The following is a 16,203-nucleotide window of genomic DNA, read 5'->3' as shown; positions in this document are numbered from 1 at the left end:
CAATATGTGAAAAATATCGATTCGACATAATCAGAAAAAATTTCCCAAGAAATTTTCAATTCATAGAGGATTGGTATGAATTATGTCGAAAGTATAGTTTAGCCAACATTTATATTTATAAGTTATAACTAAAATGTAAGATTTAATTTCTGAATATTGGCACTTTTTATTAGGGGGAGTATCAATGAAAAAAACTACATCTACACTATTAAGCATGGCGCTTGTCTTTTCTAGTTTTGGAGCTTTAAGCGCTCATGCTGAATCACTACAAAAGGAGAAGCAATTTAGTCCACAATTAAAAACAACGATTGAACAGTGGGGAGAACATAAAATTGCTCAAAATGTTGAAACGAAAACAACAAAAGAAATATCAGTAATTGTAGAATTGCAACATGCACCTCTCGCTGCTCAAAGTAATATTCAGCATGCTCCAGATTTACAAAATAGTAATGCTCAGTCTTATCATGCTGAGCTAAAAAAAGCACAAGAAGATACGACTAAGAAAATAAAAGAAAAAGCACCTGGTGCAAAAATTAAAGAAGTGTATAATACGTTATTTTCCGGATTCTCTATTTCAGTTCCTGGAGATCAAATTACCTCTCTTGCCTCTTTACCTGAAGTAAAAGCAGTCTATCCGAACTTAACATATAAATTGCATGAAACATCAAAAAGTACTACTAACGAAGAAGCACCAAATATCGGTGGACCGACAATCGGTGCACCTGAAGCGTGGAATTTAAAAGATCCATCTGGCAAACCGCTTGATGGAAAAGGCATGAAAGTAGCCATTATCGACTCTGGCGTAGACTATACACACCCTGACTTAAAGGCAAATTATATCGGTGGATATGACACGGTTGATGAAGATAGCGATCCAATGGATGGTAACGTACATGGTACTCATGTAGCTGGAATTATTGCGGGTAATGGAAAAATTAAAGGCGTTGCTCCAAACGCTTCTATTCTAGCCTATCGTGTAATGAATGACGGTGGAACTGGTACAACAGATGATATTATCCAAGGGATTGAGCGAGCGATTCAAGATGGTGCGGATGTGTTAAACCTCTCCCTTGGGCAAGATTTAAATGTACCTGATCAGCCTGTAACATTAACGTTAGAACGAGCAGCGAAACTTGGTGTTACTACTGTCGTTTCAAATGGAAATGACGGACCAAAACCTTGGTCTGTTGATGCTCCCGGTAACGCAAGTAGTGTCATTTCTGTTGGAGCATCTACGGTTTCTATCCCGTTTCCAACATTCCAAGTAGCTGGTTCCAGCAAAACATATCAAGGGTTACCGTTATCAAAATCCGATTTTCCAATAGGAAATGATTCCCCTCTTGTATATGTTGGTTATGGCAATCCAAGTGATTATGCAAAACAAGATGTGAAAGGGAAATTCGCACTTATTTTACAAGGTACTTCTAGTACATTAGTAAAAGCAGAACAAGCGAAGCAAGCTGGGGCACTTGGTGTGTTATTAATCTCTAACGAAAAAGAAATTAATATGATGCCGGAATATTTTTCACGTGAACATCTGGCTATCCCGGTAATGCAATTATCAAATACAAATGGGGAAGAATTAAAAACTTTAATCACAAAACGAAAGAAAAATATAAAAATTGGACAACCAAAGCAAACAGAACTTATCGGTAACTTTAGTTCAAGAGGACCATCACAAGGAAGTTGGCTAATAAAGCCTGATGTTGTTGCACCTGGAGTACAAATTACTAGTACAGTACCGCGAGGCGGCTATGAATCGCATAACGGAACAAGTATGGCTGCTCCGCAAGTAGCTGGAGCGGTTGCCCTCTTGCGTCAAATGCATCCGGATTGGACGACAGAACAATTGAAAGCGGCTCTTGCTAACAATGCAAAAATATTACATGATGTCAATGAAAATACATACCCTGTTATGGCACAAGGATCTGGTTTAATTAACATTCCGAAAGCAGCTCAAACAAATGTATTAGTAAAACCTAACAATGTCAGCTTTGGTCTTATTAAGCCAAATAGCGGAAAAGTAAAACTGACGCAAAATGTTACATTACAAAACCTTTCTAGTAAAAAGAAAAGTTTTTCAACTCGTGTGGAATTACTAGATGCCAACACAAAAACAAAAGTAAAAGCTTCTGTCCCTTCATCGATTAGCATACAACCGAATAGTAGTACCGAAAAACCATTTACTATCACGGTAGATAGCTCACTACCACAAGGTGTGTATACTGGAAATGTATATGTAAAAGAACAAGGGGCAAAAGAAGAAATTCGAATTCCATTCACATTTAGTATCGATCCTAAAGATTATAAACGTATCGATGGACTTGAAATTATTAATTCTACTTTTAGCCCAAATGGCGACCACGTACTAGATGATAATCTCATCAACTACTATTTAGTTGCGCCTGTGGATGATGTAACATTACATGCAAATTTAGTTACGAAAGAACGTGTAACGTATCAAGGGATTATCCATCAAGCTAAAAATGCAACTCCTGGATACAAACCTTTCAAATGGAATGGTACAAAAGCAGATGGCACTCCTTTAGCTGACGGGCTATATCAAATCGAAGCAGTTGCTTCTAATTCTGGTGGAGAAACAAAACAAACAGCTGCTGTATTTCTTGATCGAACTGCACCTAAGTTAACACACGAAGTTGACCAAGAAAATCTCGTAATTAGAGGAAAAGTTGATGATATTCTACTAGATTGGATGTCAGAATCTGGTTGGATAGCACCCGGTATTCCAGTGAGAATGCAATATGAAATTAACGGAAATGGTGTATGGGAACAGGCATTCCTGAACCCTTGGGAGAAAAGCTATGACATTTATTTCGATCGCACTCAATTACACGAAGAAAAAAATACTATTCACATTGTAGCAACTGATGCAGCTGGCAATACCTCTAATTTAACTGTTAATTTAGAAGTGAAATAAAGTGAAGCCTTAATCAGTAGAGATTTTGTTCATCCCCACTGATTATTAGCCTTCACCAATCGGGGGTTACGGGCAGTTATTCTCCCACCGAATTTTGAGGTAGGAATTTTACTGCTCATTAACACGGGATAAAAAAATTTTGTTGACAATTTTTTTAATATAGTTTTATAATACGAAACATAGTTTAGTTTAACGAATTATATATCGGCTTTGAAGGAATGCTAGTAGCGACTTATATCACTGTCCCAGAGAACTGATGGTTGGTGCGAATCAGTACATATACAAGCGTGAATTACAATTCTGGAGCTTCTTTCCCGTAATGCTTTTTATGCATGAAGAGAAAGACGGATCTTTCCGTTATCGTAAAGTGAGTGGTAAACAATTAGTTGTTTACAAATAGGGTGGTACCGCGATTTTTATCGTCCCTATCGGATTTTCCGATAGGGACTTTTTTGCATCCATCCTCTTACACAATTTCATATATACGCGTTGAAAGAATCGCAGTAGTATCTTATATCCCTGTTACAGAGAGCTAATGGTCGGTGGAAATTAGCACATATATAAGTATGAATTACAATTCTGGAGCTTCTTTTTCGTAGTGCTTTTATGCATGAAGGAAAAGACGGAATTTTTCCGTTATCATTAATTGAGATGTAAGTATATTTTCACTTACAAATAGGGTGGTACCGCGATTCTTTCGCCCCTATCGGATTTTCCGATAGGGGCTTTTTCTATTTATCACAGAAACATATGTTAAATAATTCCGAATCTTATGATAAAATTTTATAAGCGCTTACAAAAAATGAAAGGGGGTGATACAAGCTATACGAAATCGATATTCAATTTTATTGAAAAAAAGGAGGATGTCTAAATGACAAAGAAAACAGAAATTCCATCGCATTTAAAACCATTTGTATCCGCACAACATTATGATCAATACACACCGGTGAATCACGCTGTGTGGCGTTACATTATGAGACAAAATCATAGCTTCTTAAAAGACGTTGCTCATCCAGCCTATGTGAACGGACTACAATCATCTGGTATTAATATAGATGCAATTCCAAAAGTAGAAGAAATGAATGAGTGTTTGGCACCAAGCGGCTGGGGCGCTGTAACAATTGACGGACTTATTCCTGGCGTAGCATTCTTCGATTTTCAAGGACACGGATTACTACCGATTGCAACAGATATCCGGAAAGTAGAAAATATCGAGTACACACCAGCTCCAGATATCGTACATGAAGCCGCAGGACACGCACCGATTTTACTTGATCCTACATATGCAAAATATGTGAAACGTTTTGGGCAAATTGGTGCAAAAGCTTTCTCTACAAAAGAAGAACATGATGCATTTGAAGCTGTTCGTACATTAACGATAGTAAAAGAAAGCCCTACTTCTACTCCTGATGAAGTTAAGGCTGCTGAAAATGCTGTAATTGAAAAACAAAAGTTAGTTTCTGGTTTATCGGAAGCTGAACAAATTTCACGTCTTTTCTGGTGGACAGTAGAATATGGATTGATCGGAAATATAGATGATCCAAAGATATATGGTGCTGGTCTCCTTTCTTCTGTTGGCGAAAGCAAACATTGCTTAACAGACGCTGTAGAAAAGGTTCCATTTTCTATCGAAGCATGTACAGGGACAACTTATGACGTAACAAAAATGCAACCACAACTATTTGTTTGTGAATCCTTTGAAGAATTAACAGATGCGCTTGAAACATTTTCTAAAACAATGGCCTTTAAAACAGGTGGAAAAGAAGGTTTAGAAAAAGCAATTCGCTCTGAGAACTATGCAACAGCTGAGCTAAATAGTGGATTACAAATTACAGGTACATTTAGCGAGACAATTGAAAACGATGCAGGTGAATTAATTTACATGCGAACAAATTCGCCAACGGCATTAGCGCTTCATAATAAACAGTTAGCGAATCATTCTACTTCTGTACACAGTGACGGATTTGGAACACCGATTGGATTACTTACTGAAAATATTGCATTAGAAAATTGTACAGACGAACAACTACAATCATTAGGAATTAAAATTGGAACTATCGCTGAGTTTACTTTTGCAAGTGGTATTCATGTAAAAGGAACAGTAACAGATATTGTGAAAAATGATAAGAAAATTGCTCTTATTTCCTTTATCGATTGCACAGTTACTTATAACGCCCGCGTTTTATTTGATGCTTCATGGGGCGCATTTGATATGGCTGTTGGCTCACAAATCACTTCAGTATTCCCAGGTGCCGCAGATGCAGCAGCATTTTTCCCAATGGATGAAGAAGTTCAAGAAATTCCTGCTCCGCTTGTACTGAATGAACTCGAGCGTATGTATCAAACAGTTCGAGATATTCGAAGTGAGGGGATTTTACACGACGCGCATATCGATCAATTAGTAGCAATCCAAGAAGTATTAAATAAATTTTATGCGAAAGAATGGTTGCTGCGCCTTGAAGTATTAGAGTTACTTTTAGAGCATAACAAAGGGCATGAAACATCTGCAGCATTACTACATCAACTTTCTACTTTCACAACTGACGAAGCTGTAACACGCCTTATTAACAATGGTCTTGCGTTACTTCCAATAAAGGATGTGAAAAATGATGCTAAGATTAACTGAAGAAGAAGTTCACGAGGAATTATTGAAGGTAGATAAATGGATGGTAAAAGATGAGAAATGGATTGAACGAAAATATATGTTTTCCGACTACTTAAAAGGAGTCGAATTTGTCTCTGAAGCCGCCAAACTATCAGAAGAACATAATCACCATCCATTTATCCTTATCCAGTATAAAGCAGTTATTATTACTTTGTCATCTTGGAATGCAAAAGGGTTAACGAAACTAGATTTTGAGCTTGCAAAACAATTTGATGAACTATTTTTACAAAACGAAAATGCAATTATAAGAAAATAAAAAAGAGAAGCCTTTTTAGGCTTCTCCTTTTATTTGGAAATGGATACAATGTCCAAATGGATCCTCGACTTGTAATATTCCATCTTTGTACGTAGCAATCTTACCAATATTTTTTAAGCTTTCACATACTTGCTCTTTTTGTTTTTCATCCGCTAATACAATTGTGAAATATTTCAAACCAACAGAACCTGGCATTTGCGGTGGTACCCCTTCACCTTGCCATGTATTTAAACCGATATGGTGATGATAGCCACCTGCTGATACGAACAACGCTCCATTACGAGCTGGGATTGTTACTTCAAAACCAAGACCATCAACATAGAAACGTTTCGCTTCCTCTAAATCAGCTACATGGAAATGAATATGCCCCATCACAGTACCAGCTGGAAATCCACTCCATGTACTTCCTTGCTGCAATAATTCTTCACCAGCTAACGGGTTACTAACAAATGGGAGCTCTCCATTCTCATCACGCCAAACTTCTTTTTGTCGATCATGATAAATTTCAATCCCGTTTCCATCTGGATCAGCTAAATAAAGAGCTTCACTAAAGTAATGATCGGCCCCGCCATGTAGTGGATATACCATTTCTACAAGATGACGAAGAACATTCGCTAAATCCTGCCTACTTGGTAATAAAATTGCGTAATGATATAACCCTGTTCTTCCTCTTTGCTTCGGAAAAGCTTCTTTCTTTTCTTCAATGATAAGAAGTGGTTCATCATTTTCATTCCCAAATGTAACGACTGCTTTTTCTTCTTTTAGCACCTTCATACTTAGTACTTCCGTATAAAACTCTAGTGATTTCTTTACATTAGATACGTATAAATGAACAACATCCAGTGTTGTATCGGGATGAAGTTGAAAACTCATCTTGTTAGCCCCCCATTTAAATTAGTTCTTCTTTGACATTTTTTCTTTTAAGAAATTATCTACAAAACCATCAGCTTTTGCAACAAATAAGTATGCACCCATTGCTAATAATGCAAGTTCTAATTCGAAACCAGGATTTTTTCCATCTCCCAATAAACCAGCTGACCATTTCACTTTTACGATTGCTCCAACCATAACAAGTGCAAATAATAATCCAATATATCTTACACCTAAACCTAGAATTAATAATAGGCCTCCAACTAATTCAAATGTTGCTACACCGTATGCAAGTCCTCCTGGTAAACCAATGCTTGTAAACCACCCTGCAATATTGTCAATTCCTGATTGGAATTTTGTTAAACCGTGCATGAAGAATGTTACCCCTAACACGATACGAATAATTAAGTTACCAATATGTTGATTCATTTCTTTCTCTCCTTTATAGTTTTCTTATACAAAACTTTTATTCACATTACAAAACATACACTAATTTTTTTTATTCGTCAATTCATTTTCACTGGGAAAAAATATATTTTTTTTGCTATGATACAAATAGTTGTTTACAAAAAGGAGCTTGATTTTATGAATATTGGTTCTGCAATACGTGAAATTCGTCAACGTAGAGGCATAACAATCGCACAAATTTGTGAGGGAACAGGTCTTTCTAAAGGATTTATGAGTCAGGTTGAAAATAATAAAACATCACCATCTATCTCAACTTTAGAAACGATCTCCAATTTTTTAAACGTTCCCCTTCCCTATTTATTGTTAGAGCAAAAAGATCGATTAAAAATTGTCAAAAAAGAAGAACGGAAATACAGTGTATACGGCAAAGATGAGCAAAGAATTGAACATGTTGCGGAGCAAGGGGGCCTTCGCCTATCTTTAGTAGAAATCCCTACTGGATTCCCGAAAGAAAACTCACCAAATGCCCATGAAGGGGAAGAATGTCACCTTGTATTACGCGGAAAACTAGAAGTTCAGCACGGTGAAGATATTGCAATTGTAGAAGAAGGTGATTCTTTCTCATGGAATGCATGCGTTCCTCATATTGTTCGTAATATAGGAGAAGAAACTGCATTACTACTCATCTCTAGTTATGCGGAAAATCGAAAACGTGTTTACTAAATAATAAAAAAGAAGCCTGCTAAACAGGCTTCTTTTTTATCCCCTTATAATTCCATAACTTGTCCCCACTAGTACAGTCTTTTCGTGTTGATTGCGATAAACTGACTCGATTGAAACTTTTTTATAGCCTTCCATTTGCTCAACATTTGTTAAAGTTAATTCACAAGTGATTGTATCTCCTGTGAAAACTGGTCTAATAAACTCACTTACTAATTCTCTTGCTATGTAATGTAATTCTTCGCCTACTTTCGTTCCAATGCTAGCAGTCAATAAACCATGGACCATTAATCTTCCATTTTCATCATATTCCACATGGTGTCTACCTTTATCTCCGGTAATATTTGCAAATTCAAACACCTCTTCCTCAGTAAATCTTCTTTCATATTTAAATACATCCCCAACTTTTATACTCATTTTTATCCCCCTAATAATAAACAGAATTTTCTTTTATTTTATCATAAAATGTGCCTCAATCCATTCTCTATTATCAAATCCTCAAAATTACCTCGCTAAACTTTTACTTTTCATTCATTTATCGGTGACCATCTCTTTTCGCGACTTGATATCCATAATACGCACATGTTCCATTTCTCGATAGCTCTCTAACTTCAAATCCACAGCTTCTATAAAAATCAAAATTGTTCGCAGAAGTATGTGCAAACCAGTCACCATGTGGTAGCTTTTGCAAACAAAGAGCGACAAGTTTCTTACCTAATCCCTTCCCTCTATATTCACATTTCACAACTAAATTTACTATGTTCGCGACCATGATTCCATCAGAAATGACTCTAACCATGGCAATCATCTCTTCTTCATCCCAAATTGTGAATGCCCATGTTGAATTTTCAAATGCTATCGTGAATTTTTCAATTTGCCAAGAAGGGATATTATCATTGCTCCAACCGGCATCTTCGAATAAAGTCTTAATTGCATATGCAGGTACACCATTCGTCCCCTCACGAATAATAAGTCCATTATGATAAATGTACATGTAATCCCCCCTTTATTTTTATATACCATTCTTCAAAAAATGCAATTAACCTTTTTTCATCCAACGCGCCTAATGGAATAAACGAGAACATCCATCCCATGAAATGAAGTTGTTTTCTCATAACTAAGCCCCGTTTTTCTAGCAACAAAGATTGAGGCGGGGTGGTCCGGATTAATAAGAGAAATCAATTTATTCATTCGTAACGCTTGGAAGCCATAGTCTCGAAATGCTGCCGCTGCTTCTCTCGCATAGCCTTTTCCCCAATACTGAGGTAATAACCAATAACCAATTTCAATTTCCTCTTTTCCATCTATCTGCTGCTTTACTAATCCTGCATGACCAATCCGTATCCCCGTTTCCTTTTCAATTAATACAAATAAACCGAGGCCGTTTTTATAGCTAGGAATTACCCACTCTTCCAAACTTTTTTTACATTGCATATATGTTTTTAAATTCCCATTTCCAATATAGCGCATTACTTTTTCGTTTCCCCATAGTGAAGCGTAGAACTGTAAATCATCCATTGTATATTTACGAATTTGTAAACGGTCTGTATGAAACATTCCTTCACTCCTTTCTACTAATTTCTTCTTAATTTCACAATCATATTTTGTATGCACAATAAGTGTTACCATTTATTATAAATGAATCAACCACATAACACAGAATATTCAATCTTATAGAAACAAAAAAAGCAGTAGACAAATATTGTCCACTGCATCCATATCATAACTAGCATAAAGAAAACTACAATTGAGGGGGGTGTAGGATTTTCAAATATACTAGATACTTATCCCGTTCTAACGGGCGGTAAACTTTCCAATTGTTTCAAGTGAAAAGTTTACCGCACATAAGAACTTCCTTCGTTCATTAAGATAGTATTGCTAAATAATCATATACACGCTTAGATTTCTCTCCACCCATTCGTGCATGTTGAAGAAGAGAAATACCATGAGGACCAGATGCGCGCAATGCTTCTGGTTGAGCTACTAAAATAGCTTGTACAACTTCTAATTCACCAAGCATAGCTGCTGCAAAAATATCCATCCGAGCACCCTTTTCTAGTAAATAAAGAGCAATATCTTTACGACCTACATGTGCCGATGCGCCTAACGCACTTTCCCAATCTGATCCACCCCAATTATAAGAGGCGTGAAGTAAGCTTGGTGATTCAACCAATAGCTCTTGTACTTTCTCTAAATCCCCGTGAGCTGCCATAACAAATTCTCTTACTAATTCAATGGTAATACGCTCTTCTGTTTGCATCGCTCTTCTCCCCTTTTAGAAATTCGTTTCGGTGTAAAAAAAGGCTTGTCACTTCCCTGAAAAATATCTACATCTATGCCAAATACATGTTGAAACATTTCATGGCATAGTACTTCTTCTGGTATACCATCATACTGAATTTTTCCTCGCTTTAATACAAGTAAACGATCGCTATATTGAGCAGCTTGGTTAATGTCATGTAAAACCATTATAATTGTCATTCCAAACTCCTCATTTAATCGTTTCACAAGTTCCATTACTTCCAACTGGTGAACGATATCTAAAAAGGTTGTTGGTTCATCCAATAATAAGACATTTGTACGTTGCGCTAGCGTCATCGCAATCCAAGCACGTTGCCGTTCCCCTCCTGATAAAGAATGTAAAAGACGATATTCATACCCTTCAAGATTTGTAACAGATAATGCCCAATCAACAATTTCTTCATCTTCTTTATTTAAGTGGCTACTCCATGATTTATGTGGACCTCTTCCGAACTCAATTAGTTCTTTCACTGTTAAATCTAATTGATGATCATGCATTTGTGGTAACATTGCTAATTGCTTCGCTACATCAGCACTCTTCATCATATGAATATTTTTCCCATCTAAAATGATGTCCCCTTCGCTTTGTTTCAGTAGCCTTGCTATTAAACGAAGCAAAGTAGATTTTCCCGATCCATTCGGACCAATTAAACTAACGATTTCTCCAGCCTTAATATGTACATTCATATTTTGCATTTGAAATCTTTCAGAGTGTGCGTAAAACACTTTGTTAACGGAAATCACTTTGTTTTCCTCCTCTATGAATTAAATATAAGAAGAACGGACCACCTAAGAAGGACAGTAAAATACCAACAGGCAATTCGATTGGGTCAAACCAACTTCGAGCTATTGCATCCGCAAAAACAAGTAATACCCCGCCGCCAAGGCATGATAAAGGTAGCAAATATCTATAATCATTTCCAACTAATAAACGTAGCATATGTGGTACGACAAGACCGACAAATCCAATAAGACCAGACACACTTACTGCAATTCCAGCTAATAATGTACTTACTACGATTAAATAAAACCGACTTTTTTCCACGTTATGTCCTAATAACTTTGCCATTTCATCTCCAAGCATTAACACTCGAATATGCTTAATACCAAAGAAAGCTAATATAATGGCGAATATTGCATAATAAATAATCATATTTAAATGTGCCCAACTTACACCACCAATACCACCCGCTAGCCACGGTAACACCGATTGTACTTTGTCACTATGTAATAACATTAATGCTGACGTTGCTGCACCAATTAATGCATTGATCGACACCCCTACTAAGACGATTCTTGAAGGTGGTGCCCCTTTTTGCCATGATAAAGCATAAATAACCATCGCTGTTATGAAAGCTCCTAAAAACGCCCCTAGTGGTAAAAAAGCTAGATGCTGTGGGAATAAAATCATGATGACAATTGCTACAAGGCCTGCCCCAGATGAAACTCCGATAATACCAGGATCTGCAAGAGGGTTTCTCATAACTCCTTGTAGCAGTGTACCAGATGCAGCTAAACATGTTCCTACTATAAACCCAATGAGCACTCTCGGTATGCGAAGATCCCATACAATTCGATGAACTGTCGAACCTTCATCTTGTATACCCGTTAGAATATCTCGTACAGAAAAGGATAAACTTCCTGCGAAAAGACCGTAAAAGAGACCTAGGATTGTTAATACAACTAAAGTAACTGCTATTATCCATCTTTTTTTCGCAAAAGGATGTTCCTTTTCTCTTACTACTTCACTACTTTCCATAGTATCATTTCCTTACATCTTGTATACTTTTATACATAAAGTCCATCGCTTCTGTAACTTTTGTACCAGGATTAGATCCAAATAAATCAGGTGGCAAAATAACTACGCGGTTTTGTTTTACTGCCTCTAAATTTTTCCACGCTTCATTTTTCATCATTTCGCCTTCGAATGCTTTTTTCACACTTTTTGGATCTCCGTGTGTAATTAAATAAATCACATCTGGATTCGCCTCAATAATACGTTCTACACTTAGCTGTGCATATTGCGGATATTCTTTCGTTTCTGGAAAATCAGAAGCAATATTTTTTCCGCCTGTTTTTTCTAAAATATCACCTGATAAAGATGTTGGTAATGCCGCTAAATAAGTTCCTGGTGCGCCATACACTAGCAATGCTTTCGCATCGCTCTTTTTCTCATATTTCTTCATTTGATCATTCATTTTTTGATTAATTTCTTTTGCTTTATCTTCTTTCTTCATTACCGTTCCATATAATTCAATATTTTTTTGAATATCTTGTACAGAATTCGCAGAAGAAATGATAACTTGCGTTCCTTGTCCTTCAACCGTTGGCACATTCTTTTGGAATCCATTGTTAGCAACAAGTACATCGGGCTTTAAACTAGCAATTTGCTCAAAATTCGGTTGATGTGCATTCCCAATTACTTGTGCTTTCTTTAGCTCATCTGGAAGAGTTAATTTCGTATCCGGGCGACCTACTATTTTTCCACCTAAAGCATGAATAATATCCATATCCCCCATACTTAATGTTGCAAAACTTTCTGGCACTTTATCGAATGTTACCTTTCTTCCTGATAGGTCGGTAATTTCGATTTTCTCTTTTCCTTTTTCTGTTTTGGTTGCAGACGCTTTTTCGTCCCCTTTGGCACTGCAACCTATTAACAAGAAAAAAATAGATAAAATCGCTGTAAATAGCGTAATAGATTTTTTCATTCCTTCACCTCTAATTGATAATGATAATCATTAACTACTATTCTACTTTAATTGATAAGGATTATCATTGTCAACACGAAACGCATATATTTTCCTACAAAAAAACAAAAAGCGCGACAAAAAGATTTTTTCTTTTCGCTGCGCTCTAGTTAACAATATTATTCACATTCATTTTCCTCTAGCTGGTCACGCATCACTTTCACACGCTGAAAGAAAAAGAACGATAAGCTTAAAAATATAACGATGCTCCCCATCATAACAAAAAATTGGATTGTCTCTTTTGCTCCACTCGGAATCAATAAGCCAACCATTAACAATGTACTTACAGCGAGAAGCATTTGTCCAAACCGAGTATAATCTTCTATTTTTCCTTTTAATTCTTTCATTATATTCTCACTCCTCCATTTCACTGTATCATATTCTATGAAACTGAAAGACCAGTAAATACAGCCATTCTGGGAGATGTTTTCCAATAAAAAAAGAGCCGCTTTTACTGCGGCTCTTTTTTTATCATTATTCACCTTTATATGCTTCCATATAAATTTCTTTCAGCTCTGAAATAAGCGGTAACTTTGGATTAGCAGTTGTACATTGATCTTCAAAAGCTCTTTCTGCTAATACTCCAACAACCTCTTCAAATTGCTCTTTATCGACTCCTTGTCCCGCAATACTCATATTAATATTTAAGCTTTTTCCAAGCTCAATAATTGCTTGGACGAGTGATTCCACTCCTTCTGCTGCCGAACTTGCTGGAAGCCCGAGCATTCTCGCTATATGTGCATATCTTTCATCTGCCACAAAGTGCTCATATTTTGGGAACAATGCGTGTTTTCTTGGCTTAATAGCATTATAGCGGACTACGTGCGGCATTAGAATGGCATTTGCGCGTCCGTGCGGAATATGGAATTCTGGTCCAATCTTATGTGCTAAGCTGTGATTAATACCGAGGAAAGCATTTGCAAATGCCATCCCTGCAATTGCAGAAGCGTTATGCATTTTTTCTCTTGCTTCTTCATCATTTCCATCTTTATATGCTCTCGGTAAATATTTGAATACGAGATCAATAGCTTTTAATGCTAATCCATCTGTATAGTCATTTGCCATAACAGACACATACGCCTCAATTGCATGTGTTAAAACATCCATACCAGTATCTGCTGTTACATGTGGTGGTACTGTCATTACAAATTGTGGATCAACAATTGCTACATCTGGTGTTAATTCATAATCTGCGAGCGGATACTTTATATTATTTTTCTTATCTGTAATAACCGCAAATGGTGTCACTTCTGATCCCGTTCCTGATGTCGTTGGAATCGCAACAAACTGCGCCTTATTTCCTAATTCCGGATATTTACATGTACGTTTTCTTATATCTAAAAATTTCTGTTTAATACCATAGAATGTCGTTTCTGGATGCTCATAGAATAACCACATTCCTTTTGCTGCATCCATAGCTGAACCACCACCAAGTGCGATAATTACATCTGGCTTAAAGCTTTTCATCATTTCCGCACCTTTGAAAACAGTTTCATCTGATGGATCTGGTTCGACCTCAAAGAAAACTTCAACTTTCACATCATTTGCATTCTTGTTTAAATAGTGCGCGACTGTATCGACATAGCCATGTTCAACCATTCCGGGGTCCGTTACAATAAATGCACGTGAAATGTTAGGCATATTTGCTAAATAAGTTGTAGCATGTTTTTCAAAATAAATTTTTGGTGGCAGTTTGAACCACTGCATATTCTTTTTTCTATTTGCCAGCCTTTTTATATTTAATAAATGAGTCGCTGTTACATTTTGGGAAACTGAATTCTTTCCGTATGAACCACAACCAAGTGTAAGTGATGGAATAAATCCATTATATATATCCCCTATTCCACCTTGTGATGAAGGTGCATTTACAATGAGACGGCAAGCTTTCATACGTAACCCAAATTGCTTTTGCACATCTTTATTTGTAGAATGGATAACTGCTGAATGTCCTAAACCACCGAGGTTCAACATTTCTTCGCAATATGTAAATCCTTCTTCTAATGAATTTGCCTTCACACAAGCTAATACTGGACTCAGTTTCTCACGGGATAACGGATATGCTGCTCCGATACCTTGAATTTCAGCTACAAGCATTTTTGTATGTCCAGGAACAGTGATCCCAACTAAATCGGCAATATACTGTGCTGATTTCCCTACAATATCACTATTTACTGCACATGTATTTTCATTTATAACGAGCTTTTCTAATTTTTTTCTTTCTTCTTCTGTTACAAAGTAACAACTGTTTTCAATCATTTCTGTTTTAACATCATCATAAATTTCTTTATCGACAATGATTGCTTGTTCCGATGCACAAATCATACCGTTATCAAATGTTTTTGATAAAATTAAATCATTAACAGCTCGTTTTACATGTGCTGATTTTTCTATATAACACGGTACATTACCAGGACCAACGCCTAACGCTGGTTTTCCAGTAGAGTAAGCTGATTTCACCATACCAGCGCCTCCAGTTGCTAGAACGAGTGCTACACCATCATGGTTCATCAATTGTTTCGTCGCTTCAACAGACGGTCTTTCAATCCATTGAATACAGTGTTTTGGTGCACCAGCTTTCATCGCTGCATCATATACGGTTTTCGCTGCTGCCACAGAACATTTTTGTGCGGAAGGATGAAATGCGAAAATAATTGGATTTCTTGTTTTTATCGCAATTAACGCTTTAAACATTGTTGTCGACGTTGGATTCGTTACTGGTGTTACTCCAGCTACTACACCGACAGGTTCCGCGATTTCTATTATTTCTTCATGAGGATCTTCGTGAATAATCCCTACCGTTTTATCTTGCTTTATACTATGCCAAATATATTCAGTGGCAAAAATATTTTTAATGCATTTGTCTTCATATACACCACGGCCAGTTTCTTCAACTGCCAATTTTGCTAGCGGCATATGTTGATCAACACCTGCTAATGCCATTTCATGAACAATGTTGTCAATTTCCTCTTGTGTAAAACTTTCTAATGCTTGTAAAGCTTGTTGACCATTATTTACTAGCGTATCAATCATCTTTTTTACTTCCTGCATTTCATTTACAACTTTCTCTTTGACTACCATGTGAATTTCCTCCTATTCTACTATTACGGTCCTTATATGTCCCTGTAGGTCAAAATAAGTCCCAATTAACACAAAAAAATAGAGATGCTTTCCTACATGAATTTCATTGTTTGTGAAAAGTTTCACAAGTTTGTTCGTGAGTAACGTTTCCTGAATTCAATATACATGAAATCATTTCGTTTGTGTATGTCTATTTTGTGAAATGTTTCACAAAAAG

Annotated in this window: 15 protein-coding genes and 2 other annotated features; of the genes, 4 read left to right on the top strand and 11 right to left on the bottom strand. The window is 36.6% G+C overall.

Going from position 1 to position 16,203, the window contains the following annotated elements:
• Nucleotides 1–184: 184 nt before the first annotated feature.
• The 3 genes from AU379_RS02605 to AU379_RS02595 all read left to right on the top strand — a co-directional run bounded on the left by AU379_RS02605 (nt 185) and on the right by AU379_RS02595 (nt 5,859).
• Complete coding sequence (locus tag AU379_RS02605) at nt 185–2,938, top strand: S8 family serine peptidase (protein WP_000754161.1); 2,754 nt, start codon at nt 185–187, stop codon at nt 2,936–2,938.
• Between the two features lie 201 nt (nt 2,939–3,139).
• Nucleotides 3,140–3,368: a binding site (T-box leader), on the top strand.
• Between the two features lie 50 nt (nt 3,369–3,418).
• Nucleotides 3,419–3,646, top strand: a binding site (T-box leader).
• A gap of 163 nt (nt 3,647–3,809) precedes the next feature.
• The gene (locus tag AU379_RS02600; protein WP_061138944.1) at nt 3,810–5,564 is read left to right on the top strand and encodes an aromatic amino acid hydroxylase; all 1,755 of its coding nucleotides are present in this window, start codon (nt 3,810–3,812) and stop codon (nt 5,562–5,564) included.
• A complete protein-coding gene (locus tag AU379_RS02595; RefSeq protein ID WP_000979538.1) occupies nt 5,545–5,859 on the top strand; it encodes a 4a-hydroxytetrahydrobiopterin dehydratase in 315 nt (104 codons plus the stop codon). The genes AU379_RS02600 and AU379_RS02595 overlap by 20 nt, the downstream gene beginning before the upstream one ends.
• Before the next feature lie 15 nt (nt 5,860–5,874).
• Here AU379_RS02595 and AU379_RS02590 read toward each other — a convergent pair whose 3' ends face one another.
• Both AU379_RS02590 and AU379_RS02585 read right to left on the bottom strand, forming a co-directional pair.
• Nucleotides 5,875–6,732, bottom strand: coding sequence for a VOC family protein (locus AU379_RS02590; RefSeq protein ID WP_000009844.1), 858 nt, complete (start codon nt 6,730–6,732; stop codon nt 5,875–5,877).
• Nucleotides 6,733–6,753: 21 nt separating this feature from the next.
• Nucleotides 6,754–7,158, bottom strand: a complete 405-nt coding sequence (locus tag AU379_RS02585) for a DoxX family protein (RefSeq protein ID WP_001071553.1) — start codon at nt 7,156–7,158, stop codon at nt 6,754–6,756.
• Nucleotides 7,159–7,314: 156 nt separating this feature from the next.
• On the opposite strand from AU379_RS02585, the gene AU379_RS02580 reads away from it, so the two are divergent.
• Nucleotides 7,315–7,860 carry an XRE family transcriptional regulator gene (locus AU379_RS02580; RefSeq protein ID WP_001020693.1) on the top strand — a complete coding sequence of 182 codons (546 nt, stop codon included), beginning with the start codon at nt 7,315–7,317 and terminating at the stop codon, nt 7,858–7,860.
• A 36-nt stretch (nt 7,861–7,896) separates the two neighbouring features.
• Here AU379_RS02580 and AU379_RS02575 read toward each other — a convergent pair whose 3' ends face one another.
• The 9 genes from AU379_RS02575 to adhE form a co-directional block, all read right to left on the bottom strand.
• Entirely contained in the window at nt 7,897–8,274 is a 378-nt protein-coding gene (locus AU379_RS02575; RefSeq protein WP_000025015.1) for a MaoC/PaaZ C-terminal domain-containing protein, read from the bottom strand.
• 118 nt (nt 8,275–8,392) lie between these two features.
• Nucleotides 8,393–8,851 (bottom strand): GNAT family N-acetyltransferase, encoded by a 459-nt coding sequence (locus AU379_RS02570; protein ID WP_000276114.1) that lies wholly within the window; start codon nt 8,849–8,851, stop codon nt 8,393–8,395.
• A 56-nt stretch (nt 8,852–8,907) separates the two neighbouring features.
• Nucleotides 8,908–9,486: a GNAT family N-acetyltransferase gene (locus AU379_RS02565; protein ID WP_000258037.1), complete on the bottom strand. Its 579-nt coding sequence runs from the start codon at nt 9,484–9,486 to the stop codon at nt 8,908–8,910.
• 235 nt (nt 9,487–9,721) lie between these two features.
• On the bottom strand, nt 9,722–10,117 hold the full coding sequence (locus tag AU379_RS02560; RefSeq protein ID WP_001192763.1) for an ankyrin repeat domain-containing protein: 396 nt from the start codon (nt 10,115–10,117) through the stop codon (nt 9,722–9,724).
• Complete coding sequence (locus AU379_RS02555; RefSeq protein WP_000626525.1) at nt 10,084–10,902, bottom strand: ABC transporter ATP-binding protein; 819 nt, start codon at nt 10,900–10,902, stop codon at nt 10,084–10,086. Before AU379_RS02555 ends, AU379_RS02560 begins: the two co-directional genes overlap by 34 nt.
• Nucleotides 10,889–11,917 (bottom strand): iron ABC transporter permease, encoded by a 1,029-nt coding sequence (locus tag AU379_RS02550; protein WP_002000971.1) that lies wholly within the window; start codon nt 11,915–11,917, stop codon nt 10,889–10,891. Before AU379_RS02550 ends, AU379_RS02555 begins: the two co-directional genes overlap by 14 nt.
• A gap of 4 nt (nt 11,918–11,921) precedes the next feature.
• Nucleotides 11,922–12,869 (bottom strand): ABC transporter substrate-binding protein, encoded by a 948-nt coding sequence (locus tag AU379_RS02545; RefSeq protein WP_000748453.1) that lies wholly within the window; start codon nt 12,867–12,869, stop codon nt 11,922–11,924.
• A gap of 158 nt (nt 12,870–13,027) precedes the next feature.
• Nucleotides 13,028–13,255: a YrhC family protein gene (locus AU379_RS02540; protein ID WP_000661265.1), complete on the bottom strand. Its 228-nt coding sequence runs from the start codon at nt 13,253–13,255 to the stop codon at nt 13,028–13,030.
• Between the two features lie 127 nt (nt 13,256–13,382).
• Nucleotides 13,383–15,986, bottom strand: coding sequence for a bifunctional acetaldehyde-CoA/alcohol dehydrogenase (gene adhE / locus AU379_RS02535; protein WP_000260503.1), 2,604 nt, complete (start codon nt 15,984–15,986; stop codon nt 13,383–13,385).
• Nucleotides 15,987–16,203 lie beyond the last annotated feature (217 nt).

It is taken from the genome of Bacillus sp. JH7 (assembly GCF_001563515.1).
In the GTDB taxonomy this organism is placed as follows: domain Bacteria; phylum Bacillota; class Bacilli; order Bacillales; family Bacillaceae_G; genus Bacillus_A; species Bacillus_A cereus.
The sequence above is the reverse complement of the archived record's forward strand: the minus strand, read 5'-3'. Positions and strand labels throughout refer to the sequence as shown.

Excerpts from the sequence above, each read along its gene's own strand:
- AU379_RS02605 (WP_000754161.1), top strand. The coding sequence starts at position 185 with ATGAAAAAAACTACATCTACACTATTAAGCATGGCGCTTGTCTTTTCT.
- AU379_RS02600 (WP_061138944.1), top strand. The coding sequence starts at position 3,810 with ATGACAAAGAAAACAGAAATTCCATCGCATTTAAAACCATTTGTATCC.
- AU379_RS02595 (WP_000979538.1), top strand. The coding sequence starts at position 5,545 with ATGATGCTAAGATTAACTGAAGAAGAAGTTCACGAGGAATTATTGAAG.
- AU379_RS02590 (WP_000009844.1), bottom strand. The coding sequence starts at position 6,732 with ATGAGTTTTCAACTTCATCCCGATACAACACTGGATGTTGTTCATTTA.
- AU379_RS02585 (WP_001071553.1), bottom strand. The coding sequence starts at position 7,158 with ATGAATCAACATATTGGTAACTTAATTATTCGTATCGTGTTAGGGGTA.
- AU379_RS02580 (WP_001020693.1), top strand. The coding sequence starts at position 7,315 with ATGAATATTGGTTCTGCAATACGTGAAATTCGTCAACGTAGAGGCATA.
- AU379_RS02575 (WP_000025015.1), bottom strand. The coding sequence starts at position 8,274 with ATGAGTATAAAAGTTGGGGATGTATTTAAATATGAAAGAAGATTTACT.
- AU379_RS02570 (WP_000276114.1), bottom strand. The coding sequence starts at position 8,851 with ATGTACATTTATCATAATGGACTTATTATTCGTGAGGGGACGAATGGT.
- AU379_RS02565 (WP_000258037.1), bottom strand. The coding sequence starts at position 9,486 with ATGGTAACACTTATTGTGCATACAAAATATGATTGTGAAATTAAGAAG.
- AU379_RS02560 (WP_001192763.1), bottom strand. The coding sequence starts at position 10,117 with ATGCAAACAGAAGAGCGTATTACCATTGAATTAGTAAGAGAATTTGTT.
- AU379_RS02550 (WP_002000971.1), bottom strand. The coding sequence starts at position 11,917 with ATGGAAAGTAGTGAAGTAGTAAGAGAAAAGGAACATCCTTTTGCGAAA.
- AU379_RS02545 (WP_000748453.1), bottom strand. The coding sequence starts at position 12,869 with ATGAAAAAATCTATTACGCTATTTACAGCGATTTTATCTATTTTTTTC.
- AU379_RS02540 (WP_000661265.1), bottom strand. The coding sequence starts at position 13,255 with ATGAAAGAATTAAAAGGAAAAATAGAAGATTATACTCGGTTTGGACAA.
- adhE (WP_000260503.1), bottom strand. The coding sequence starts at position 15,986 with ATGGTAGTCAAAGAGAAAGTTGTAAATGAAATGCAGGAAGTAAAAAAG.